The organism is Clostridium mediterraneense, assembly GCF_900091705.1.
Lineage (GTDB): Bacteria > Bacillota > Clostridia > Clostridiales > Clostridiaceae > Sarcina > Sarcina mediterraneense.
Map to the genome: position 1 here is coordinate 1,996,301 of NZ_LT594785.1, position 23,400 is coordinate 2,019,700.

General features: G+C 25.7%; 26 protein-coding genes. 4 read left to right on the top strand and 22 right to left on the bottom strand.

The features are described from left to right. Positions 1 to 89 precede the first annotated feature (89 nt). From BN8917_RS11270 to BN8917_RS11300, 7 genes are all read right to left on the bottom strand, one after another. Positions 90 to 761, bottom strand: a complete 672-nt coding sequence (locus BN8917_RS11270; protein ID WP_187117195.1) for an HAD family hydrolase — start codon at positions 759 to 761, stop codon at positions 90 to 92. Then, on the bottom strand, positions 761 to 1,516 hold the full coding sequence (locus BN8917_RS11275) for a nitroreductase family protein (RefSeq protein ID WP_066874462.1): 756 nt from the start codon (positions 1,514 to 1,516) through the stop codon (positions 761 to 763). The genes BN8917_RS11270 and BN8917_RS11275 overlap by 1 nt, the downstream gene beginning before the upstream one ends. 264 nt (positions 1,517 to 1,780) lie before the next feature. After that, positions 1,781 to 2,341, bottom strand: a complete 561-nt coding sequence (locus tag BN8917_RS11280) for a sugar O-acetyltransferase (RefSeq protein ID WP_066874463.1) — start codon at positions 2,339 to 2,341, stop codon at positions 1,781 to 1,783. A gap of 139 nt (positions 2,342 to 2,480) precedes the next feature. Next, the gene (locus BN8917_RS11285; protein WP_066874465.1) at positions 2,481 to 3,344 is read right to left on the bottom strand and encodes an aminoglycoside phosphotransferase family protein; all 864 of its coding nucleotides are present in this window, start codon (positions 3,342 to 3,344) and stop codon (positions 2,481 to 2,483) included. Positions 3,345 to 3,615: 271 nt separating this feature from the next. Next, positions 3,616 to 4,140 carry a CbrC family protein gene (locus BN8917_RS11290; RefSeq protein WP_066874466.1) on the bottom strand — a complete coding sequence of 175 codons (525 nt, stop codon included), beginning with the start codon at positions 4,138 to 4,140 and terminating at the stop codon, positions 3,616 to 3,618. Between the two features lie 58 nt (positions 4,141 to 4,198). Next, positions 4,199 to 4,840 carry an SUKH-3 domain-containing protein gene (locus tag BN8917_RS11295; RefSeq protein WP_066874468.1) on the bottom strand — a complete coding sequence of 214 codons (642 nt, stop codon included), beginning with the start codon at positions 4,838 to 4,840 and terminating at the stop codon, positions 4,199 to 4,201. 227 nt (positions 4,841 to 5,067) lie between these two features. After that, entirely contained in the window at positions 5,068 to 6,447 is a 1,380-nt protein-coding gene (locus BN8917_RS11300; RefSeq protein WP_066874470.1) for an FAD-binding oxidoreductase, read from the bottom strand. Positions 6,448 to 6,853: 406 nt separating this feature from the next. On the opposite strand from BN8917_RS11300, the gene BN8917_RS11305 reads away from it, so the two are divergent. Beyond that, the gene (locus BN8917_RS11305; protein WP_066874472.1) at positions 6,854 to 7,270 is read left to right on the top strand and encodes a MarR family winged helix-turn-helix transcriptional regulator; all 417 of its coding nucleotides are present in this window, start codon (positions 6,854 to 6,856) and stop codon (positions 7,268 to 7,270) included. 129 nt (positions 7,271 to 7,399) lie between these two features. Here the strand turns inward: BN8917_RS11305 and BN8917_RS11310 are convergent, their stop codons facing one another. The 4 genes from BN8917_RS11310 to BN8917_RS11325 form a co-directional block, all read right to left on the bottom strand. After that, the gene (locus tag BN8917_RS11310) at positions 7,400 to 7,627 is read right to left on the bottom strand and encodes a hypothetical protein (RefSeq protein ID WP_066874474.1); all 228 of its coding nucleotides are present in this window, start codon (positions 7,625 to 7,627) and stop codon (positions 7,400 to 7,402) included. Positions 7,628 to 7,637: 10 nt separating this feature from the next. Then, positions 7,638 to 8,027 (bottom strand): SHOCT-like domain-containing protein, encoded by a 390-nt coding sequence (locus tag BN8917_RS11315; RefSeq protein ID WP_066874476.1) that lies wholly within the window; start codon positions 8,025 to 8,027, stop codon positions 7,638 to 7,640. Positions 8,028 to 8,044: 17 nt separating this feature from the next. Beyond that, complete coding sequence (locus tag BN8917_RS11320; RefSeq protein ID WP_066874478.1) at positions 8,045 to 8,407, bottom strand: DUF2089 domain-containing protein; 363 nt, start codon at positions 8,405 to 8,407, stop codon at positions 8,045 to 8,047. A 276-nt stretch (positions 8,408 to 8,683) separates the two neighbouring features. Continuing rightward, on the bottom strand, positions 8,684 to 8,929 hold the full coding sequence (locus BN8917_RS11325; protein ID WP_066874480.1) for a hypothetical protein: 246 nt from the start codon (positions 8,927 to 8,929) through the stop codon (positions 8,684 to 8,686). Positions 8,930 to 9,145: 216 nt separating this feature from the next. Between BN8917_RS11325 and dusA the strand changes: the two genes are divergently transcribed. Next, positions 9,146 to 10,198 carry a tRNA dihydrouridine(20/20a) synthase DusA gene (gene dusA / locus BN8917_RS11330; RefSeq protein WP_235830005.1) on the top strand — a complete coding sequence of 351 codons (1,053 nt, stop codon included), beginning with the start codon at positions 9,146 to 9,148 and terminating at the stop codon, positions 10,196 to 10,198. A 218-nt stretch (positions 10,199 to 10,416) separates the two neighbouring features. Here dusA and BN8917_RS11335 read toward each other — a convergent pair whose 3' ends face one another. After that, positions 10,417 to 10,953 carry a flavin reductase gene (locus tag BN8917_RS11335; protein ID WP_066874484.1) on the bottom strand — a complete coding sequence of 179 codons (537 nt, stop codon included), beginning with the start codon at positions 10,951 to 10,953 and terminating at the stop codon, positions 10,417 to 10,419. Positions 10,954 to 11,122: 169 nt separating this feature from the next. Beyond that, positions 11,123 to 12,070, bottom strand: coding sequence for a 1,4-dihydroxy-2-naphthoate polyprenyltransferase (gene menA, locus BN8917_RS11340; RefSeq protein ID WP_066874486.1), 948 nt, complete (start codon positions 12,068 to 12,070; stop codon positions 11,123 to 11,125). Between the two features lie 242 nt (positions 12,071 to 12,312). Between menA and BN8917_RS11345 the strand changes: the two genes are divergently transcribed. Then, a complete protein-coding gene (locus tag BN8917_RS11345; RefSeq protein WP_066874488.1) occupies positions 12,313 to 12,801 on the top strand; it encodes a GNAT family N-acetyltransferase in 489 nt (162 codons plus the stop codon). A gap of 221 nt (positions 12,802 to 13,022) precedes the next feature. Here BN8917_RS11345 and BN8917_RS11350 read toward each other — a convergent pair whose 3' ends face one another. The 3 genes from BN8917_RS11350 to BN8917_RS11360 all read right to left on the bottom strand — a co-directional run bounded on the left by BN8917_RS11350 (position 13,023) and on the right by BN8917_RS11360 (position 15,797). Continuing rightward, entirely contained in the window at positions 13,023 to 14,462 is a 1,440-nt protein-coding gene (locus tag BN8917_RS11350) for an FAD-dependent oxidoreductase (protein ID WP_066874490.1), read from the bottom strand. Positions 14,463 to 14,689: 227 nt separating this feature from the next. Then, positions 14,690 to 15,025 carry a rubredoxin-like domain-containing protein gene (locus tag BN8917_RS11355; protein ID WP_066874492.1) on the bottom strand — a complete coding sequence of 112 codons (336 nt, stop codon included), beginning with the start codon at positions 15,023 to 15,025 and terminating at the stop codon, positions 14,690 to 14,692. Positions 15,026 to 15,461: 436 nt separating this feature from the next. Continuing rightward, positions 15,462 to 15,797 (bottom strand): rubredoxin-like domain-containing protein, encoded by a 336-nt coding sequence (locus tag BN8917_RS11360; protein ID WP_066874493.1) that lies wholly within the window; start codon positions 15,795 to 15,797, stop codon positions 15,462 to 15,464. Positions 15,798 to 16,055: 258 nt separating this feature from the next. Between BN8917_RS11360 and BN8917_RS11365 the strand changes: the two genes are divergently transcribed. Next, positions 16,056 to 17,132: a PQQ-dependent sugar dehydrogenase gene (locus tag BN8917_RS11365; RefSeq protein ID WP_066874495.1), complete on the top strand. Its 1,077-nt coding sequence runs from the start codon at positions 16,056 to 16,058 to the stop codon at positions 17,130 to 17,132. Between the two features lie 227 nt (positions 17,133 to 17,359). Here the strand turns inward: BN8917_RS11365 and BN8917_RS11370 are convergent, their stop codons facing one another. The 6 genes from BN8917_RS11370 to BN8917_RS11395 all read right to left on the bottom strand — a co-directional run bounded on the left by BN8917_RS11370 (position 17,360) and on the right by BN8917_RS11395 (position 23,348). Continuing rightward, positions 17,360 to 17,923, bottom strand: coding sequence for a cyclase family protein (locus BN8917_RS11370; protein ID WP_066874497.1), 564 nt, complete (start codon positions 17,921 to 17,923; stop codon positions 17,360 to 17,362). Position 17,924: 1 nt separating this feature from the next. Beyond that, positions 17,925 to 18,389 (bottom strand): MarR family winged helix-turn-helix transcriptional regulator, encoded by a 465-nt coding sequence (locus BN8917_RS11375; RefSeq protein ID WP_066874499.1) that lies wholly within the window; start codon positions 18,387 to 18,389, stop codon positions 17,925 to 17,927. Between the two features lie 290 nt (positions 18,390 to 18,679). After that, positions 18,680 to 20,758, bottom strand: coding sequence for an FtsX-like permease family protein (locus BN8917_RS11380; RefSeq protein ID WP_066874501.1), 2,079 nt, complete (start codon positions 20,756 to 20,758; stop codon positions 18,680 to 18,682). After that, positions 20,748 to 21,515 carry an ABC transporter ATP-binding protein gene (locus BN8917_RS11385; protein ID WP_066874503.1) on the bottom strand — a complete coding sequence of 256 codons (768 nt, stop codon included), beginning with the start codon at positions 21,513 to 21,515 and terminating at the stop codon, positions 20,748 to 20,750. The genes BN8917_RS11380 and BN8917_RS11385 overlap by 11 nt, the downstream gene beginning before the upstream one ends. Positions 21,516 to 21,672: 157 nt before the next feature. Continuing rightward, positions 21,673 to 22,593: a sensor histidine kinase gene (locus BN8917_RS11390; protein ID WP_235830007.1), complete on the bottom strand. Its 921-nt coding sequence runs from the start codon at positions 22,591 to 22,593 to the stop codon at positions 21,673 to 21,675. Between the two features lie 86 nt (positions 22,594 to 22,679). Continuing rightward, positions 22,680 to 23,348, bottom strand: a complete 669-nt coding sequence (locus BN8917_RS11395) for a response regulator transcription factor (protein ID WP_066874506.1) — start codon at positions 23,346 to 23,348, stop codon at positions 22,680 to 22,682. Positions 23,349 to 23,400: the final 52 nt, after the last annotated feature.

Below are 23,400 nucleotides of genomic sequence, written 5' to 3' on the forward strand. Positions count from 1 at the left end.
ATATTATTAAAACTTCTTAATATATATCTTTTCTTAAATTACGTTGACATAGAAAAATATTACTGGCTTATTTTTAAACTTAAGTTAATTTATTCTTCTATTAATTTTAAAATATCTTTTGGCTCATAAAAAATATAGTTTGCTTCTATACCCTCTATATCTGCTGCTCCCCATACTGCTAATCCAAAATCCATGCCTGCTGCTTTAGTTGCTTTATAATCTGAATAGGTATCTCCTATATAGATAGCTTCTTTAGGCTTAACTCCTAAAATTTCAGCTACTTTCAATAATGGTTCAGGATGTGGTTTATGATTTTGTGTATCTTCTGCAAGTACTACAGCCTTCATATAATTTTGTAATCCTGTTTTTAAGAAGTCTATTTCATATTGCTTTTTCATTTTTGAACTAGAGATTGCACATAATACATTATTTTCATCTAATACCCTAATAACTTGATGAAATCCTTCATATAGCTTTGCTCCTTCTTCATATTCATTAACATACCTTACCCATTTAGGATAACTAGCTTCAATATCCTTAAATCCTAGCAATTCTAAAGTTTTCTTTCCTGTATAGGCTCTATATTTTAATAAATCTTCATATTCTATAAATTTTCCAAGTTCTTCTTTTATAAGTCTTTGTAATGGTATTAAATTCATCTTTTCTGTATCTAGCATTGTTCCGTCTAAATCAAATATTATGCATTTATAATTCTTCAACTTCTTCACTCCAATCTTATTATATAACTTTGTTTTTATCATTAATTATTATTAAGTAGATTGTATGTTGCAACTAGTATTAAATCTGATTTTTCTTCTTCCTTAGTTAGATATCTTTCAAAAGAAATATTATTATATATAAAAGTTAATTCTAAAAAATATAAAAATATTCCCATATCAATTGAATTATAAAATGGTACTTTATCTTTAGGCATAATAGATTTAATATTAGTTGTTCTATATATTTTCAATTTATTCTCTTCACAAACAACTCTCCAAGGTTGTGTATTACAAGCACTTGGAGCATATTTTACAATCTCTGCTATACCCTCTAATCCTGAAACATCTGTCCAAATCTCATTTATATCTTTTCTCCTACATTTTTTATAATCTTTTCTAAAATCTTTAGCTTCACTTTTACCTATAGCCATCATAATCACAAATTTTAGATTTTTATATTCTGATTCTTGAGTTTTTCCCATTCCATACCAGCATACACCAATATCTTTAGAGGCAAGATATAAATCTAACTGTTCAAACATATATCCAATATTTAATAAAAAACTATCTTTTTCTTCACTATAAATAAGTAAACAATACTCTCCACGTTTACAAGTAGTTTCTTCTCTTTTTACAATTCTATATTTAACATCTATGTTATCTATAAGTGGTATTAAAGTTTTTATTTTTTCATTAATATCACTTAATTCACTAACAGATAGTTTAAGTTCTTGATTAAATCTCCTAAATGACTTTCTTTTAAAAATCATTTTATATTGCTCTTTATCTATTACCATCAGCTATTCTCCTATTTTTTTAGTACATCGATGTCTAAAACAATCATATATTGCTTTAAAATTAAAAACAATATATTTTTTAAAATTTTCCATTTTATAAGAATTTGCTCTTAAAATTTTTTATTAACTTTATCTTATTTTCTTTCACAATTCATATATCAGGTATATAAAAATAAAAAGCACCCTATCTAAGCAAATAGCAAAAATAGTTGTGCTTTTTCTTATTATACTTTTTATATTCTATGAATAAAAATTTCATTCACCTTATATATTTTTGATAAACTTAGCTGGAACACCAGCATATACAGTATTACTAGGCACATCTTTAGTAACAACTGAGCCTGCACCAATAACAGAATTTTCTCCAATTGTTACACCTGGACAAATAGTTACTCCTGCACCAAGCCATGCATTACGTTTAATTTTTACACTCTTTAGAATAACCCCTCTTCTATTTATAGGATCTAGTGGATGATTAACTGATAATATTTTTACTTCAGGTCCAATAAGTACGTTATCTTCTATGTCAATACCACCTAAGTCCACAAACATACAAGATTTATTAATAAACACTCCATTACCTAATCTAATATTAGCTCCAAAATCTGTATTAAATGGTGTTAATACTTGTACAGAACTGCTAATTTCAGTACCAGTAATTTTTGATAAAATACCTCTTATTTCTTCAGGTGTCTTATATCCTGTATTTAATTCACTTGTTAACTTTAAAGTATTTTCAAGCACCTCATTAATTTCAGCAAATATTAGATCCTCATTTAAAATAAACTCTCTAGCCTTTATCTTATCTAATAACTCTTTACTCATAATATCCCCCTTAATTAATAACTATTTCTCTTAGTTTATATTTAAACTATAAGTTATTATATCAGTTAGAGTTAACTCCAACTCAAGAGATAATATCTACAAAATTTATCAAATTAATATAATAAAAAATTATCTGTATTTAATCATTTAATATCTCATAAATTATCTTTTTAGATTTTAATGTTATATCTGAATTTTCATTATTTATATCATATGAAATTAAAGCTTTCCATAATGCCCATCCTTTAGCTCTATTCCATGTTTCATCATCACACATTAATTCTTGCTTAAATATTTCTCTAATTCTCTTATCAAAAAATGTCCAAGCCATAACATAATCGCAAGCTGGATCTCCTGTACCTAATATTCCAAAATCAATAACTGCTGCTAATTTACCATTCCTAACTATAATATTTCCTACAGCTACATCTCCATGTATCCATACTGGTTCTTTATCCCACTTACTTTCTAAAGCTTTTTCCCAAATCTTTTTTAATTCTTTAGTTGGAAATATATCCTTTAATTTATTTAATGCATTAATAGTTTCATCATCATAAACTTTTAATAATCCACCCCTATAAAAATTATGAGCACCTGCTACTGGACCATCACTAGCATCAATAGCTTGTAATTCTTTTAAAAATTTAGCTAAATCTATTGCCATATCCTCCAAATTATTTATATTATCATAACTTAATACTTCTCCCTCAATCCATTTATTTACTGACCATGGAAAAGGATAGATATCACTAGGTTTTCCATTAGCTATTGGTGATTGTATCTCACAAGAAATATATTGTTTCAATCTAGGTAACCATATCATTTCTTTTTTTATCTGTGATGCATATTCCTCTCCACTTGGTAACCTAACTGACATATTATCTCCTAAATAAAATGTTCTATTATCATGCCCGTTCTCTTCTACCCATCTAATCTCTAAATTACTTAACTCAGGAAATTGCTCTTTTATTAATTTTCTTACTATTTCTATAGATATCTCCATATATAACCTCTCTTATTTTCTTTTTAAAATCATATTAACAAAGTTATAATCTATTATTGTATTTGCTAAATATTAATTTTTAAAAGGTGTTTCTTTTAATCTTGTAATTCACCTTTCTCGATTTTATATAACCCCATACTAACTTCTCCCTATATTATCAACTTCTCTTTAATTATACACCAATTATTAACATATCTTCAATTTACTATATTAATATTAAATTAAAATAAAAATTTTATTTCTTTTATAATATGTTTTTATCCTTTATCACTTAATCAGCATCTACACCTAAATGATATTTTCCACAATGTAAACACTTAAAAAGATAACCACATAAAGAACCACTTTTTACAAGATAATTTCTTACATCTTTATACTCATCTTTAGCATCATATTCCTTAAACACTTCATCAGCAATCCCCATTTTTTCTAATTCCTTTGTACCAACTTCACCTATATATGCACAAAAATCATTACAACAAGCCAGCCAATATTCACCTTGCCAGCTAATATATCCTGGAGTTCTCTTAAATAACTCATCTATTTTATTTTTATCGTCCACTTTATCAGATTCTGCATCTTGAATAAATTGTCCATCAAATTTTTCTGCTGCTTTTCCACTCGCTACACATTCAGGACAAATACAATCAACATCTTCTTTCGTATATATTATACTTAAAAAATACTCTGTCTCTTTCCCACAACACTGACATATTCTAAATAAGCCCCCCTCTTCTTTTGAGAAAACTTCTTGCTCCCATACATTAGGATGATATTTAAATCTAACTCTGTCCATAACTTAAACTCCTTTTATTTATCACTAAATTATTTACTTATTTAATTAGGCTTATTCTCTAAAAAGAACTTAATAATATGCATATTATTGCTATGATTATAAGAGCCACTACTTCTTTCCACCAAATCTTTTGTAATATGGAACTTTTAGTCTTCTCATCTTTATTAGGAATTCTTCTCTTTTCCATATAAACCACTTGCATTTCTTTACCTTCTAATTCAGATTCTATAAAATTAAAAATATCATCAAAAACACGAATCTCAGTATCATAATCATGATCTACATATAAAGATCCACTTTCACCAATCCAAACTATTGCTGGATAGTAATATCCTATTTCCCCCAGCAAAATAATCTTTTCATTAGCAATATCTTGTACATACATATAATCTTCTGAAGGTATAGTACATTCTTTGCCCCCAAACATATAATCTTTTATATCACAGAGACCACATCTTGGAAATAAATAGAAATTAAAATCAAATCCTATTTTATCAATATACCATATTGGTTCTATACCATAGAATTCTCTAAAAAAATCTAATGCTTTTGGAAAAAGTGTAATTCCATTATCTAAATAATATTTTTCAACTTCTGTAATATCAACATTTCTTCCTGGGAACCATCCCGCATACTCCATGGCTTGTCTAATTCTTTCTGATTTATCTCCAGATAAAATAACTTTTTGTTCTAGTGTCATAAAATTTCTCCTTGTCAAATTACAATTTATCTATCAGTTAAATCTAAACATTTTTCTCTTAACACAATTAAACTCTATATACTAATATTACAATTTTCAGTTATTAATATCCACTATACATTACTTTTAGATTATTTAATCACTGCTATATATTTTTATATAAAAAAGCCATGTAGCTCTTTATCCCACATAGCTTTAAATAAATTATAATTTCACTTAATTTACTTTTAATATTCAAATTTACTCTTAGAATTAGCCTCTATCTTTATTGACTGTAGATAATTAAATACATCAAATGGATCATATTTTTCTTTCACACGCTTTAATCTATCCAAATTTCCACCATAATATTTTTCTTCGTAATTCTTTAATGGACTGTATGGGAAATTAACATATGAACCTTTAGTAATCTTTTCTAGGTAATTTAATCTACTAGCTACCCATTTTTTATTTTCTTTAGCATAAACTGAGTCTTCCCATACTGATTGTATACTTATAATATAATTAGAATCTCTATAATAAAAAGCTGTCTCATGTTTTCCTTTATCTTTTACTGCACCACCTAAACCATAGAAAGTAACTGCTGCATAAACTGAACCTGCTGGCTTTTCTTTTATAGATGCTGCTAATTTTACTAACTCAGACTTTGAGTATATCCTATCTTCAAATTTACCTTCAGTTTTAAATTTTTCACCATTTGAATATATAGAGCCAATTATCTTTATAGCATTTAAAAATGTAGTATATTCAAACTCTACTTCAGCATTTGGTATTACTAATAAAGGTTTTAATATTTCTCTTAATTCTTCTACTTCTCCATAAAATAGTCCTATAAAAAATACTGCTAAGCCTTCACTTTCAGCATTATAAAAGCTTGCTCTCATATTTACTCTTCTATCTAAAGTTTGATATAACTTTTGAAATATATCCATAATCTTTGCTTGTTCTATAGTTGTAGTATCAGGATAGTATATTGTAAAAAAAGTAGCCTTATTTAATTTTGGAGGTAATCTAAAAGTTAATGAAGTAATTATTCCAAAGTTTCCTCCACCTGATCCTCTTAATGCCCAAAATAAATCACTATTACAATCTCTATTTGCAATAATTACTTTTCCTTTATAATCTACCATTTCAAATTCTACTACACTATCTATACCTAAACCAAATATCCTAGAAGACATACCCCAGCCTCCACCTAAAGTATATCCAACTACTGCAACAGTGGGGCAAGTTCCACCAGGAAATGGGTATCCCCTCTCTCCTAAATATTCATAAATCTCACTATTTTGCACTCCTGCTTCTATTTTAACTGTATTATTAAATTCATTTATACTTATCTTTTTCATTCTACTAACATCAATTACTATAAGATCATTACCAGTTGAATAACCTTCATAATTGTGTCCACCAGATCTAATTCTAAAATCAATATTTTTTGTAACACAAAACTTTAATGCACATATAACATCTTTCTTATCAGTGCAATATAATATAGCTATCGGACATTTTTGTATAGATCTATTCCACATTTGTCTATCTTCCTGATAATCGGCATCATTAGGTGTTACAATTTCACCATTAAAACATAAATCCTTAAATAGTTCCATAATCCTCATCCTTTGTAATATATTTTTATTTATAGTAAATCTATTTACTACTATTAATATATGGTGGATGAAATATAAGATGGACTAAATTTAACATATCTACTTAATTATTTTTTATTAACCATCTCAAATAACTATAAATCTAATACTTAATATCATATGGTATAAAATCCAAACCTTATAGTTGACATATCAACCTTTAAATGTTATGTTTTATTTAGTTGATTTATCATCAATCAAACAAAGGAAATTAAACTAAATAAATTAGTATTTAAATATTCATTCTTAGTATTTTTAGTACTTGCAGTATTCTATGCTACTGCAATAATTGCAATCCAATTAATTTATTCTATATACTGATTTAAGGGAATACTTAACTATATAAAATTTAAGAAGGTGATTTATATTGAATAATAAGGCTTTAACTTTAATAAATAACATGGCTCTTTTTAGAAAGCAATATCATAACTTTGTTAATGAACGTGTTGCTAATCTAGAAATCACAAGCTCTGAGTTTTCATACTTAAAACAATTAGTAAATAATGATGGTGCTCTTCATGATATTATTGTTAAAAATACCTGTGTAGATAAAGCTGCTACCACTCGAATAGCTCAATCTTTAGAAAAAAAGGATATAATAAAGAGAATTAGAAACGAAAATGATAAAAGAAATTTTAATGTTTATCTAACTGAGAAAGGAAAATCTTATATAACAATAATTAATGAAATCCTTGAAGATTGGTATTTAATTTTAAGTAAAGGTATTGATAAAGAAACTTTATCACTCTTTGAAGAAACACTAGAAAAATTAACACATAATTAGTTTCTATAATATAGAGACTAAAATATATAAATAATATCAATGAAAAAGACTATCTCAAAGGGAATACCCATCTTTGGAGATAGTCTTTTTATATTTAAGTAGCCTGACATTGTCTGAATTTCTATACATCTATATTGTAACAGTAATATGCTCATCATTTTGTGATATAACTTCTACTACTTTTAATCCCTTATAACCTTTCAAGCTACCTTTTACTGTTTTAAAAACTTGTAAAGCTATCTTTTTTTGCTGCTCATTAAGCTGCTTTTTAGGAATACACCTTATTGCTATACTCCCCATAAATAATGGTACTGGTAAAATTAAATTAAAATCTTTACTTTTTATTGAAACTATCATTTAAGGACCTCTATTCTATAGTTACTTTAACTATATCACCTTCACTAGAACAAATATCTACTATTTCTCCTATAGCTTCATTCTCTAAACAAGATGCTAAAGTATTCATTAGTTCACTCATATCAACTTCATCCATTCCTTTAATAAATGTAGATATTGGTAACTTTCCTCCAACACTTATTATTTCTTTAATTACCTTAATTGGTAGTTGCACATTAACCTTGTCTCCATCATGTCCTAAAACTTTAACTCTTAAAAATTTATCTTCATATTTTTTAGATATAGTAACTTCAGTATTTTTTGATGTATCTCCTAAAGCATCAATTAAATCCTTTGCCTTATCAGCAGAAATCTTGCTTTCCTCAACCATTTTTAATACTCTCATAATTTCTTCATTCATAATAATCCCTCCTAATTTTATTCTTTTAATTTACTAATTGCTTCATCAACTGAAATATCTCCATTTTCTAAAGCCTCTAAAATATCTCTACTATCTTGTTTAGCCTTAGTTTCTTTGACTGAATAACCTAAGCTTTCAATAACCTCATCTAATTTTGCTCTAACTGTTGGATATGAAATACCCATTTCTCTTTCAACTTCTTTTATACTTCCCCTACATCTTATAAAAGTTTCTATAAAATATAATTGCTCATTATTTAAATAATCAAATTTAGATAATTCAAATTCATTATCTATAACAGTATTACAACTATTACATTTTAATTTTGTTGCTTTTAATTTATCAGAGCATACTGGACAATGACTTAATATCTTATACATAAATTACCTCCAATCTCTAATAATACTTTACTAGCTTTTTTATAAATTGTAAATAGCTTTGTATAATAAAATTAATTTTAAAATTAATTTTATTATTTAATATACATATATAAATTAAAAATATTAACTAATAAATTGATATTATTAATTTATATTAATAAAAAATATTATATAATAAAATCGTTATGACCAAAGTCCTAACTAAAAAATTCTATTTATTAAAAAAAGAGATATACTATAAAGTATATCTCTCTAATATTTTTAAAAAATTTTTAATTAATTTTCTTTATTTTTTTTATTTTCATATTTAAAAATCCTATATAATAAGGATTCATCTTTACTAACTTTTACTTGATATTTATCATCCATATTATACTCATCTAAAAGATCTTCATTCCATTTTAGTTTATTATTATTATCGTAGTCATGTTTAAACTCTATTATTTCTTTAAATCCATATTTGAATATCACTAATATTGAAACAACAAAAAAAGTAAGTTTAATTATAAAAAAAGTTTCCATCTATTCTCCTTTAAATTAATAATTTTATTGTTAACATAATTTTACCATATTTTTACATATTTTAAAATAAAATTCTTTTTATATTAAATAATTATTAAAACTAGGTAGAGTTACCTAAAAATAATATAAATTTCAATACTATCATCTTTTCTTCCTATGCTATAATAATAAAAAATGTATAACTAAAAAGCTTACAACAAAAGAAAGGATATAATGATGGAAAAATATATTTCAAATATAGCTACCCCTAAAATAAGTATTGCCCCAATGGTTGATAAAACTGATAGGCATTTTAGATATTTTACTAGACTTATGACTAAAGATGCTCTTCTTTACACAGAAATGGTTACAGCCCAAGCTATAATTAATGGTGATAGAGATAAAATATTATACTTTAATAAGGAAGAAGGTAATGTTGCACTTCAAATTGCAGCTTCTAATCCTGAAGATGCTTACAAAGCAGTTAAACTAGCTGAAGATTATAATTATAGTGAAATTAACTTAAATTGTGGATGTCCATCTGATAGAGTTTCAGGTAACTTAATGGGAGCAGCTTTAATGTCTTCTAAAGAATTAGTTTATGAAATACTATCTGCAATGAAGGAAGCTACAAATAAACCTATAACTATTAAGCATAGAATTGGTATAGATGGAACTGGGGTAATAGAAGATATTAATAGTAAAATAATTATGGAAGGTTATGAGGACTTATTAGAATTTTTAGATACAGTATCTAAAGCTAAACCTGATAGATACACTATTCATGCCCGTTCTGCTATATTAAAAGGTTTAAGTCCAAAAGATAATAGAGAAATTCCACCACTTGATTATGATATGGTTTATAAACTAAAAAAAGATTTTGATTATTTAAATATAGAAATTAATGGTGGCTTTAAAACATTGGACTCAATTAAAGATGCACTTACAAAAGTAGATGGTGTAATGCTAGGAAGAGTTGCATATGAAAATTGCTACCTTTTAGCTCATTTAGATAATCTTAATAACAAAATTGGGGATAATAATATTCCTTCAAGAGGTGAATTAATTAAAGCTTATATGCCTTATATTATTAATGAATTAGAAAAGGGAACTAGCGTACATACTTTAATTGCGCCTCTTCAAAGTCTATTCCAAGGCCAAAGAGGAAGTAAAGTTTATAGACAATTACTATCTTCATCATCAATAAAAAAAGATACTGTTATAAATACACTAAATTCAATGCTTGAAGAAATACCAGCATCAGTTCTTTGGGAAAATAAAAATATATAAATCTTTATAAGAAAATAGAAAAATAAAATAGTTATTTTTGAAACTGAAGGAAAATATCAAGATAGCATTATATTAAGTGATACTCCTGCTTATGTTTAGGTAAATAAAAGCGTGGCCTAAGCCACGCTTTTATTATTTAAATCTATCCTTTAATAGAAAAGTTTTTAATTATTATATTAATTATAATTAATATAATAATATATTAAAATTAAAAAGTATTATTCTATAATATAAGCACTCACAATTTCACCATAGTAGGCAGTATGGAAATCTCTATTTGCTCCATGGAATGAACTATCTACATCTTGTGGATAACAATCTTTTAAAATTTCTTCTTTAATCTCATTCTTATCTTGTTTTTGTTTATATATAACCTTACATTCAAGTGTTAATGGTAATTCTTTTATACCTGGAACTGAAATACTTTTAGGTTCTTCAAGTGATAAATTAAGTTCACTAATTTTATCAGTATTATGACCTGATTTTATTCCACATACCCCTAATATTTTTTTATCAAATACACCAATTGGTATATTTACAGTAAATTCAGGATTTTTATCAAGTTGATGTTTTGTAAAACGATTCTCTCTTATAAAAATTGTGAAAATAGACTTTCCCCATTCAATTCCAATAGTTCCCCATGAAACAGTCATAGAGTTAACTTTATCATCTACCTTAGTTGTTACTAAAACACCTGTTTTAACAGCTTTAATAATTTCATTAGTATAATCAAATACTTCTATTTCTTTCTTCATAATACTAATCCCCTTCAAATTTTATTATATTTTTTAATAACTATATTCTTCAAAAAAGTCTTTTATTATAATATCTTAATTTAAGCAATTATCATTTTATATAAATAATAAATCTGCTCATAAAGGTGAAATTATTATATCAAAATTATAATTTTATTTATAGTTAATTCTACATAAATACAGTACCAAATACTAAAGTTCCTATATATATTACATTACTTATTACAAAATTCTTTATTGATAGCACAAATGTATCTTTCTTAGATTGTAATTTAAAAAATTCTTTCATATTATTATTTATAGGTTTAAAGGCTATTAATGCAAATAATGATACTAAAGGTAATAATCCTGTTACTACTCCTATAACTATTGAAATAAATCCAATGTAATATGTGAATTTAAAAACTTGTAATGCTTTCTCTTTGCCTATATATATTGGTAAAGTATATCTTTTATTTTCTAAATCATCTTCCATATCACAAACATTATTAGCTAACATTATGTTGGATATTCCTGTTACAACTGGCATACTAATTATAAAAATACCTATAATTAATTTCATATTTACTAGTAATTTAACTATTTCATTAGACATTTCTAGATTAATTATACCTTGATCATATGTATGAATATAAACAACTAAAAATGTAAGTAAAAATCCTTGTGTAAGCCCTGAAAAAATTTCTCCAAAAGGAGTTCTTGATATAGGAATAGGTCCATATGAATAGAAAATTCCGATTGAAAAACATATAACTCCTATTATAAACACTGTTATATCTGTTTCAAAAAATAATACTAAACCTAAAGCTATTGATATAGATAACATTGTAATAATGACATATTTAACTATCTTAAGATTTAAATTATCTCTTCCTATTGCATTATGCTGCTCATATCCAAATCCCTCTTTTTTAATGGCTTTAGTGTAATCAACATAATTATTAATAGCTGTAGTTGTCATATCAAAAAACACCATACTTAGAAAGAATAATATCCCCTCTTTCATATTAAAGTTATCAAACTTATATAATGCAAACATTGTACCTAATGTATAAGGTATCAGACTTGCTACTATAGTTTGAATCTCTACTAATTTTAAAAAACTACTAATCCTCACTTATATATCCCCCATTTTTTTATGTCTAATTAATTTTGTCTATAACATTTTATCATATCCTTCCAAAATAACAAATTTTATACTGATTAGATTCTTTTATATACTAAAGCTTTTAAAAACTTAATAAGCTAAATCTAAAAAATAAGAAAGATAAAATATTAATACTAAATAAGTCAAATTGACATAGATACACCTAAGTGTTACAATACCGTTTAAATTACGTATTATATGAGGTGATTTTTATGATTAGATCAGTAAATATTAATAATCTAGATAATGTATATAGAATTGAAAATGACTGTTTCCCTTCAAGTGAAGCAGCTCCTAGAAATGTTATACTTAGACGTATTGAAACTTTACCTAGCGATTTCTTTTTAGTTTATACTGTTAATGATGAGGCTGTGGGCTTTGTTAATGCCACTACTACAAATAATGAATTTATTACTGATGATTTATATGAAGAAAATTATAATCATAAAGTAATGGGTAAGTACTTAGCTATTATGAGTTTAGCTGTATCAGATAAATTTCAGCATCGAGGAATTGCTGCTTCTCTAATGAATTCACTATTAAAAAATGCTATATCTAATGATTTAGAAGGTGCAGTATTAACTTGTAAAAAAGAACTAATTCACTATTATGAAAGATTTGGCTTTGAAAATAGAGGTGTTTCTGAGTCTTGTCATGGTGGAAGTACCTGGTATGATATGGTCTTTATATTTAATAAATAAGATAATAACTTATTCTATAATTAAAAAAGGACTATCTTTAAAGTGGAACACCCTTCCTCTTTAAAGATAGTTCTTTATATTTAGCTAACATAAGATTATCTAAAACTCTCTATATTTTCTTTACATATACAAAGTAACTTTACTATAAAATATCACTTTCTAAAACAAAGCCTAGTTTTGAGAAGATAGGATTTGTTTATTCTAATATTATTTCTATAATTTTAATCCTCTACAAGGTCTTTAGTTGCAGGACCTCCTATTACTTTTCCCTTATAACTAAATCTTGATCCATGACATGGGCAATCCCATGTTAATTCATCTGCATTCCAATGAAGTTGGCATCCTAAATGGGTACATTTAGTTGGTACAATAAATGTTTTTCCTTCCTTATCTTTATATACTCCAACTTTTTGTCCTTCATATTCTACAATTCCACCATGACCATTTTCAATATGTTCTATATTACTGCTTGGAATATATATTTTTTGTGCAATAAAGTTTTTAGCTGTTTCAACCATATCTTTAGCAACATTATTTATTGATAATGATAAGTCAAATCTCTTTGGAGAAAATATTTCTGAAAAATCATTTTCTTTTCCAAGTATCATATCTGATATTATCATTGCTGATACCATAGAACTTGTCATTCCCCATTTATTAAATCCTGTAGCAACATATATATTTGGTGTTTCATCAGAGTATTTTCCTATGTAAGGTATTCCATCTATAGTCATACAATCTTGAGCTGACCAATGATATTTTTCCTTTGATTCAGGATATAATTCTTTAGCAGCACTTCTTAACTTATCGTAACTTCCACCAGTTTCATTTTCTCCTGTTCTTTGCTTTATGCCACCTAATAATAATAAGTCTTTATAAGTTCTAAAGGAGTACCCCTTTTCATCAAGATCTATATACATACCATCAATCTTATCTGTATTCTCTAAAGCTATAACATACGACCTCTCTTGATGCATTCTTAAAAAATAATACCCTGGCGCATTCATTATTGGATAATGTGTTGCTACAACTATATTATTTGCTGTTATCTTAGCTTTATCTGTAGTTACTAAATTTTCTTTAATATCTAAAGCTCTAGTATTTTCATAAATAGTTAAATCCTTTGAAATATCTTTTAAAAATTTAAGAGGATTAAATTGAGCCTGATTATTAAACTTAACAGCTCCACTAATATTAAAAGGTAGATTAACTTCTTCTACAAATTCTGCATTAATCCCTAGTTTACTAGCTGCCTCTACTTCTTCTTTAATCTCATCTACCTTATTTAAAGAATAAACATATGCTGGCTTTTCTTCAAAATCACACTCTATTTTTCTTTCTTTAATAATTTCTTTATATCTCTTTATAGCAAGTTCATTTGCTTTTGCATATTGCCTAGCTTTTTCTTCACCAAATTCTGATATTAATTTATGATAAATTAAATTATGTTGAGATGTTATCTTTGCAGTAGTATTTTTTGTATTTCCACTCACAGTTTCAGCTGCATCAATTAAAACTACCTCTTTACCACTTTGCTTTAACATATATGCTGTTAATATTCCTGCTATTCCAGCTCCAATTACTAAAGTATCTACTTCTATATCTTTATTTAAAGCTTCTTTCTTTTCAAAATTACAACTTTCGCTCCATACTGATTTCATAAAATCACCTCATCTTTAGTATTTCATTTTTGAACTTATATATGTAAGATGAGCTTATATTTTCAAAAAGTACAGAATACCTAGAGAATTGAAGAAAACTAAAATAATAAACTTCCTACCCCTAATTCTAAAATTTATTTAACACCAATATATTTAATTTCACTTAATTATAAATAAAAAAAGATTGTATATTGTGAATCACAATATACAATCTTACTATATAAATATTACCACTTACCGTTAGCCATATGTCCTGCAAGTTCTGCTTTACATCTTTGTTTTATAACCCACGCTTCGTCCTTTGCTCTTTCGAAAGCAGCTACACATTTTGGATCAAGATTTAATACTATACCTTCTTCTGAAAGTTTAGCAATCTTTTCTGCTAATAGAATGATTTCAGCATGGATGCTGTTAGTTCTATCTGAAGCATAAATTTTATCTGCATCTTCTTTGCTAAGTTCAACAAACTTGTCCTTTCCTACATTACATTTTGGACAAACTTCTGGTGCTTCAACTCCTTCAGCTACATATCCACAAACAGTACATTTAAATAACTTTTTCATAGTCATTTCCTCCTCTACTTATATATCTATCTCTAATTACTATATATCAAATGTATTTATTTCTAATCGTTATATTTAATAGTTTAATCTAATTAATAGTAATTGTCAACTAATTATATTTATTTACAAATAAAAATCCAGCTTAATATTATATATTTTTTTAATAAAAAGATATTTTTATTTCTTTATCATCACTATATAAAAAAATCTTCTATCATCTTTACAATAAATATATTCTTCCTTAACAATCTAAATTTAGTATTATAATTATTACCTAAGCTCTTAAAATAACATAAATTTTTCAGTTTACCTTATTTACTTTTAGAATAACTAGACTACCATTAACATATTAATTTTAAAATATTAAAGCTTACTCAAGCATAAATAAAAAAGGATTGTATATTGTACCATTACAATATACAATCCTTTTATAAATTTACCACTTACCGTTAGCCATATGTCCTGCAAGCTCTGCTTTACATCTTTGTTTTATAACCCAAGCTTCATCTTTTGCTTTTTCAAAAGCAGATACACATTTTGGATCTAGTTTTAATACTATACCTTCTTCTGAAAGTTTAGCAATTTGTTCTGCTAATAAAATGATTTCAGCATGGATACTGTTAGTTCTATCTGAAGAATAAATTTTATCAGCATCTTCTTTACTAAGTTCAACAAATTTTTCTTTTCCAACACCACACTTTGGACAAACATCTGGTGCTTCAACTCCTTCAGCTACATATCCACAAACAGTACATTTAAATAATTTTTTCATAATCTTTTACCCCTTATGTTTATACTTTTATTTTCTCTCTAATCATTATAGTTATATACTAACTTAAACACTTCGAATTGTCAATATTTTCCATTCAGTATCAATGATAAGTTTATCATATATATTCACATTAATTCTATCCATAAAAAAATACTCTTATTTAATACTTCTTAAGCAATTAAACTTATAAAATTATATCAACATTAATATATTAAAAGAATAATATTATAAGGATATATGATTTGGAGGATATAAAATATGAAAAAAGCTATCTTTAAATCTCTTACTAGAATAATATCACCACTCAGAAATATAAAATTACGACAATTTCCTTATAATATAGAAGTTATTGCTGAAAATTTAACTGTTCCTTGGGCACTAGATATAAGTAATGACGGAAAAATATATTTTACAGAAAGACCTGGCTCAGTTAGAGTTATTGAAAATGGAATACTTAATCCAAGACCACTAATTACATTCCCTTCTCCATTTATAAGTCAAGGTGAAGGAGGCTTAATGGGTATTGCACTTGATCCTAATTTTTCACAAAATCATTATATATATGTTATGCATTCATATAGAGAAAATAATAGAATATATAATCGAGTTGTAAGATTAGTTGAAAGCAACAATATAGCAACTATAGATAAAATTCTTATAGATAAGATTCCTGGTAATCAAGTTCATAATGGTGGCAGACTAAAGATAGGACCAGATAAAAAATTATATATAACAACAGGAGATGCACAAAATCCATCATTAGCACAAGATATGTCTAGTCTTGCAGGAAAAATACTTAGAATAGAACTTAATGGAAATATCCCTAGAGATAACCCATTTCCTAATTCACCTATTTACAGCCTAGGTCATAGGAATCCACAAGGTTTAACATGGAGTCCTAGAAATATACTATACTCATCAGAACATGGTCAAACAGCACATGATGAAATAAATATAATAATTCCAGGAGCTAACTATGGTTGGCCTTTAGTTCAAGGAGATGAAACTTCTACAGAAATAACAGTTCAAAAACCTTTAGTTCATAGCAACGAAATTACATGGGCTCCATCAGGTATGGCCTTTATAAATTCAGCTTCTTTTAAAGATAATTTACTTGTTGCTACACTTAGAGGACAACAATTACTTTCAATTTCATTAAATAATAATGGTACAGTAGTAAGCGATATAGAATCATTATTAAAAAATGAATATGGACGCTTACGTGATGTAGTTCAAGCAAAAGATGGCTCTATTTATATTACAACAAGTAATAGAGATGGTCGAGGAAATCCTAATCCATCTGATGATAGAATAATTCGTCTTGTTCCAAGCTAAATATAAATACCTTAAATTAAAAATTCTAATATTTAAAAACTACTTCAATAATAATAAAATATCTACTTAAACTTATTTTTATTATTAAAATATAATACTAAAAAACTTGCTAAAAAAGTTTCTACCTCTCTTACACTAATAGTTTAATAATAAAAAAACTGTGTAATATTAAAATTAGATATAATAAATGTATCTAATTTTAGTAAATACACAGTCTTTTATTTATTTTATAATTCAGCTATTACTCTACATGGTAAGCCTGTAATATCAACAAATTTTATAGGATAAGTATTAACCTTAAATAATTTATCTTTTTCTCCATTTAATACTTTTTCTAAATTACATAAATTTTCTACTACAAAAGTATTATGATCTGCACAATATTGATCTGCTAAATCATGTTCTTTTCCAGCTCTAATACCACAGCAATCAATAGCTATAATTGATACTCCTCTTTTTACTAATTCTTTTATTAAATCTTTTGATAAATTTCTATTTCCTTCAAAATATTCTTTAGTTGCATATTCTAATTTATTAATTATATCTGTATAAAAAGCTACAAACATTCCTTCTTTAACTTTATTTATATCTATATCGGAAATTTCAATATCTCTATCTTCTATATTACTAACATCAAAAACTATAGCCTCTCTAGATGTATATTCTAAAGGAAATTCCTTATCCATAACATCAAAATGTGTTCCTAAATGACCTAAATGTTCCATCTTTCCATAGTCCATAGCTATTTTCATATGTTCTTTTGTTACTCTTAAACTTAAATCTACTAACATATTATTTCTTCTCCTTTATTTCGCTTTTTAGGTTATTAATGATTTTTCCGAATAATTCTATAAATAATTCTCTTTCTTTAGAATCATCTAAAGCAGATAGAACTTTTGCTGAAACAGTTTTATCAAAGTCATCATGTTCTTTGCTAACTCTCATACCGTCTTCTGTTAGTTCTAATTTATAAGACCTTTTATCTATTTCATTAATAGTTCTCTTTACATAATTATTCTTTTCAAGTTTATTAATTAATCCGGTTAAGGTACTTTTAGGCACTTTAATAATATTGATTATATCCTTTAAAGTAATATTATCATTATGTCCTAATATATTAATTATAGATATTTCATTCTCACTAAACTTATGTAAGTCTCCAAAATCTTTCCCTAAGTTTATATTATTTTTTACAAATAAAATTTCATGAAATAATAAACTTAAATCATTTACTTGCTTTTCACTATGTTTATGCATAATCTACTCTCTTTCCAAATTATTAACCAAACGATATAGTACTGTTTTAGTATAGTACTAAATAAGTACTATACTAAAACAGTACTATATTTCAAAGCTAAAGTCAATAACTAATTTAAATTAAGTTTGTAAAAATAATAGTTACATAAAACTTTCATAGTAAATATCTAACAAAAAAATAGTTATTCCAATATTGATTATAGAATATTAGAATAACTATACTTTATTTAAGCTATTAATATTATCCGCTTTTGAAAACAATGTAATACTAATAGATACCAATTATTAAATTACTGCTCTTTTATATTTATTTTAAAAGTATAATATGTTGCTATAAAATAACATATATAAATACTTATTATTAAAATAATAGCTACTATAATATTAAATATAGCTGCTTTATTTCCTATATACGATATTATTTCTACTGAATATAAACTAAGGAAATTATAAATAAATACTATAACTCCTATCATAGCTATTGATATAGGTATAATAAAATATATAGATATTTGCTTTAATACTATTTTACTTATATCTCTTTCATCAACTCCTAATTTTCTGAGTACATTAAATCGTTTCTTATGTTCTATAGAATCTACTAATTGTTGGAGCGCTAATACTGTTAAACTAATCATAAGTAAAACTACGCCTAAATATATTCCTAATATTCTCATTGCTAAAGTGATATTTAATATCTCACTTTCTTCTAAGGCTTTTATATTTGTATAAATAAAATAAGAACTATTGTCATCCTTATCTATATTATATTTATTTATTAAATTCTTATAATTTTTATTAATCCAAGTTTGAATATACTCATTCTCAAATATTACAGCTTTATCATGGCTCATTTGCTTTTTAATATTTGCATAAAAATCTGTACCTGCTAATATTAACTCATTACATATTTTATCAGGTAAAACTATAAGAGCATCTGTATATAAGTTATAACTACTCTCTCCAATTGATTCTATATAAAAAGGTACATCACTTATTTTAAACTCTTTACCCTCAATTTTAAGAATTGAATTTAAACTAATAAACTTATCAACTATTTCTTTCGAACTTGTCCTTTGCCATTGAGTAGTAAATTCATTATCATTAAGTTGTACTTCCTCATACCCTAACATCCGTCTTAATTTATTAAAATCACTTAAACTAATAGCTAAAATAGGCCTATCTTCTTTTTCTTTTATATAAAAATCATCTCTATTTATAAAATACTTTTCAAGAATACAATATTCTTTAATATTATTATCATTTCCTTTTAAATAATTAACTACTTCTCCATAATTTATATTAGGAATATCATTTATATCTGTTATATTAAAATATCTTGGAACATTATATTCATTTGAAATACTAATATCAAATGGAATTCTATAATCTAAATAACCCAAACTCCACTGAGATATAATAAGAGTTACTATAAAACTTATTGCTGCTCCTAAGAAAGTTATAGAAATTGTAGCCATTAAAATAGGTGCTGTTTTAATTTTAGATACTATTGATCCCATTAAAAATAAATTACTACCTTCATATTTAAAGTTAATCCATTTTTCTTTAATATATATAATTATAAAGGCTAAGGAATAAAATAAAGAGTAAGTTGCTATAATAAAGCTCACTAATGCTAACATAATAAATACAGGCTTACTTCCTGCTACCTTTGAATCATTACCTACAGCTTGTATAAGAGTATATGTACAATAGCCACAAATACTATATAGTACTATTGAAACTATAAATATAAATCCATATACTTTTTCATTTCTTTTAAACTGAAATTCTGATTTCTTTTCAGCATACATCATATTAATAAGCTTTAATTTTTTTAATACCTTCACATTATATAATCCTATAATACAAAACATCGATAAAAAGAATACAAAAGTTATAACTACCGTATCCATATATAATCTAAAATTAAATATAATATCTTGCTTTGCAGTTAAAAGCACCAATGCTGTAACTACTTGTGAAAATAGCGTCCCTACAACAATTCCTAAAATTATAGCTAGTATTCCTATTATTAATGTTTCAATAAAAAACATTAATGCTACGTTCTTCTGTTCTGTTCCTAATAAAATATATGTAGCAAATTCTCTCTGCCTTCTTTTCATCATATACTTATTTACATAGCCTATAAGAACAACTAATACAGTTGTAATTACATAAGTTGAATATTTTAATATATTTTGTAGCATCTCAAAATTATATGATTCTTCTGTAATTAACTCGTAATTTGAGCTTGATAATGATATAAAAGCATAAAATAAGCTTACACATAAAGTTATTGTTATAAAATATATTAAATAATCCTTAATTGATTTTTTTGCATTTGTTATAGCTAACTTAACGTACATTCCTTACATCACCACCTAACAATGCAACTACATCTAAGATTTGATTAAAGAATTGTTTACGACTCTTATCACCTTTTACCAATTCTGTGAATATCTTACCATCCTTAATAAATAATATTCTTTCACAGTAGCTTGCAGTAAAAGAATCATGAGTTACCATTAAAATAGTAGCTCCAAACTCTCTATTTAAATCTGATATCATCTCAATTAACATCTGAGCTGATCTTGAATCTAATGCACCTGTAGGTTCATCTGCTAATATTAACTTAGGATTTGTAATTAAAGCTCTTGCACAAGCAGTTCTCTGTTTTTGTCCCCCTGATACTTCATATGGATATTTTAAAAGCAAATCTTCAATTCCTAAATCATATGCAATTTTTTTAACTCTTCCATCTATTTCACTTTTCTTAGTTTTATTTATAGTTAATGCTAATGCTATATTCTCATGAATAGTTAATGTATCTAATAAATTAAAATCCTGAAAAATAAACCCTAAGTTTTCCCTTCTAAACTTAGCTATATCTTTTTGATTTATTTCAGTTAAATCTTTATCGCCAATAAAAATCTGACCTGAACTAACTTCATCTATAGTTGCTATAGTATTTAATAATGTAGTCTTACCTGATCCAGATGGTCCCATAACTCCTACAAATTCACCTTTATATACATCAAAACTGATATTATCTATAGCTTTAACTATATTTCCTTTATTCCCATAATATTTTTCTACACCTTTTAAACTTAATATCTTTTCCATTTATCTCACCCCAATAAGATTATACATTATTTACCTCCTATCTAATTCGATTTAATATTACTTTGATGTTACAATGTTGTCACATACTAAAATCTATGCACTAATTTATAAACTTCTATTATCTAGAAGATAATTTTATTCTTATATTAAGCTTGTCCTATTTCATTACAAAGCTCCCTTTTGGAAATGTTATTATAACTTTCGTATATAAATTTTCTTTTGACTCTATATGTATTAATAATCCTAACTTACAACATAATTTTTTACACAAATACAGTCCTATCCCTGTAGATTTATTATTTAACCTTCCTTTTTTGCCAGTAAAACCTTTTTCAAAAACTCTATTTATTTCTTCTTCTGATATTCCAATGCCATTATCCTCTATTATTAATTGAACTCCATTCTTTATATTATTAGTATATATTTTAACTTTTGAATATTTTAAACTTCTATATTTTATAGCATTGACTATAATCTGATTTATGATAAACTCAAGCCACTTACTATCACAATAAATACTTTGCCCTATATCTTCTATTTCGATATCTATATTATTCAAAATAAATATATACTTATTTTTTATTATGACTTTATTTATACATTCTTTTAAGGATACTTCCTTTATTAAATAATCTTTTTCTACCTCTTCACTTCTTGCATAAAATAAAGCTTGTTCCACATACCTATCTAAACTTTCAAGCTCCTGCAATACAACTCTTGATATATCTGTCTTATTGTTTTCTTCTATTAGCTTAATAGCTGCTATTGGTATTTTCACTTCATGTATCCACTGTTCAATATATTCTTTATACTCCCTTCTCTCATCTTTAATAAAATTTATTTCTTCTCTCATAGATTTACTAGCTTTCTTTAGTAAATAATAATAAGGTTTAGCTTCTAAATAAACTGGTAAATCAATAACTTCACTTATTAGATATTTTTTATCTAAATTGTCTATGCTATTTGAAAGCTGTTGAAAAAATTCTTTTCTATTCCTATATTGAAAAAATAAATATAATGCTAATATACTAATCCATGCAAATATTATTATCTTTAAAGTATCTGTAGTATTTCCCACACTAAAGAGAAAAACCAATAAAGTTATTAGCACAATACAGTTTAAGAATATTATTGTAAATCTACTTTTTAAGAAATCACCTAAACTCATACTAAATATCCTTGTCCCCTTTTAGTCTTTATATAATCTTTTACTCCAAGCTCCCCAATCTTATTTCTTATTCTTCCAATATTCACTGTAAGAGTATTATCATTTACAAACATTGAGCTATCCCAAAGATATTCCATAATCTCTACCCTAGATACTATTTTTCCTCTATTATTTAATAGATAATATAATATTTTAAGTTCATTTTTAGTAAGCTCATTAATCCTCCCATTACACTCCACAGTGCTTGCTAAAATATTTATCTTAACTCCATTATGCTCAATTACATCATTCATACCTTTGTCAGGATATGCTCTTTTTAAAAGAGAACTTATCCTAGCTAGTAAAATTTGAGTATTATATGGCTTTGTTATAAAATCATCTCCACCAAGTGTTATACCCATAAGTTCATCTATATTAGTATTTCTACTAGTTATAAATATAATTGGAATTTGTGAAAAACTTCGTATCTCTGTACAAATTTTAAACCCATCATTTCCTGGTAAATTTATATCTAATAATATAAGACTTGGATTACTCTCCTTTACTAAATACGGAATATTATTAAATTCATTGGGTTTAATGATAGAATGCCCATTATTTATTAATAGTTTTCCTATTTCATTTTGTAATTGCTTATTATCATCAATTATCATTATGGTATGCATATTTAATAAATCCCCCTTTAAATCATCCTCAATCTAAATAATATATTCTTAA

Coding starts and splice junctions, on each gene's coding strand:
- BN8917_RS11270 (WP_187117195.1), bottom strand. CDS start 761: ATGATAAAAACAAAGTTATATAATAAGATTGGAGTGAAGAAGTTGAAG.
- BN8917_RS11325 (WP_066874480.1), bottom strand. CDS start 8,929: ATGGAAACTTTTTTTATAATTAAACTTACTTTTTTTGTTGTTTCAATA.
- BN8917_RS11350 (WP_066874490.1), bottom strand. CDS start 14,462: ATGAAATCAGTATGGAGCGAAAGTTGTAATTTTGAAAAGAAAGAAGCT.
- BN8917_RS11365 (WP_066874495.1), top strand. CDS start 16,056: ATGAAAAAAGCTATCTTTAAATCTCTTACTAGAATAATATCACCACTC.
- BN8917_RS11285 (WP_066874465.1), bottom strand. CDS start 3,344: ATGGAGATATCTATAGAAATAGTAAGAAAATTAATAAAAGAGCAATTT.
- BN8917_RS11275 (WP_066874462.1), bottom strand. CDS start 1,516: ATGGTAATAGATAAAGAGCAATATAAAATGATTTTTAAAAGAAAGTCA.
- BN8917_RS11335 (WP_066874484.1), bottom strand. CDS start 10,953: ATGAAGAAAGAAATAGAAGTATTTGATTATACTAATGAAATTATTAAA.
- dusA (WP_235830005.1), top strand. CDS start 9,146: ATGGAAAAATATATTTCAAATATAGCTACCCCTAAAATAAGTATTGCC.
- BN8917_RS11380 (WP_066874501.1), bottom strand. CDS start 20,758: ATGTACGTTAAGTTAGCTATAACAAATGCAAAAAAATCAATTAAGGAT.
- BN8917_RS11395 (WP_066874506.1), bottom strand. CDS start 23,348: ATGCATACCATAATGATAATTGATGATAATAAGCAATTACAAAATGAA.
- BN8917_RS11280 (WP_066874463.1), bottom strand. CDS start 2,341: ATGAGTAAAGAGTTATTAGATAAGATAAAGGCTAGAGAGTTTATTTTA.
- BN8917_RS11375 (WP_066874499.1), bottom strand. CDS start 18,389: ATGCATAAACATAGTGAAAAGCAAGTAAATGATTTAAGTTTATTATTT.
- BN8917_RS11355 (WP_066874492.1), bottom strand. CDS start 15,025: ATGAAAAAGTTATTTAAATGTACTGTTTGTGGATATGTAGCTGAAGGA.
- BN8917_RS11310 (WP_066874474.1), bottom strand. CDS start 7,627: ATGATAGTTTCAATAAAAAGTAAAGATTTTAATTTAATTTTACCAGTA.
- BN8917_RS11315 (WP_066874476.1), bottom strand. CDS start 8,027: ATGAATGAAGAAATTATGAGAGTATTAAAAATGGTTGAGGAAAGCAAG.
- BN8917_RS11385 (WP_066874503.1), bottom strand. CDS start 21,515: ATGGAAAAGATATTAAGTTTAAAAGGTGTAGAAAAATATTATGGGAAT.
- BN8917_RS11360 (WP_066874493.1), bottom strand. CDS start 15,797: ATGAAAAAATTATTTAAATGTACTGTTTGTGGATATGTAGCTGAAGGA.
- BN8917_RS11295 (WP_066874468.1), bottom strand. CDS start 4,840: ATGACACTAGAACAAAAAGTTATTTTATCTGGAGATAAATCAGAAAGA.
- BN8917_RS11290 (WP_066874466.1), bottom strand. CDS start 4,140: ATGGACAGAGTTAGATTTAAATATCATCCTAATGTATGGGAGCAAGAA.
- BN8917_RS11345 (WP_066874488.1), top strand. CDS start 12,313: ATGATTAGATCAGTAAATATTAATAATCTAGATAATGTATATAGAATT.
- BN8917_RS11370 (WP_066874497.1), bottom strand. CDS start 17,923: ATGTTAGTAGATTTAAGTTTAAGAGTAACAAAAGAACATATGAAAATA.
- BN8917_RS11320 (WP_066874478.1), bottom strand. CDS start 8,407: ATGTATAAGATATTAAGTCATTGTCCAGTATGCTCTGATAAATTAAAA.
- BN8917_RS11300 (WP_066874470.1), bottom strand. CDS start 6,447: ATGGAACTATTTAAGGATTTATGTTTTAATGGTGAAATTGTAACACCT.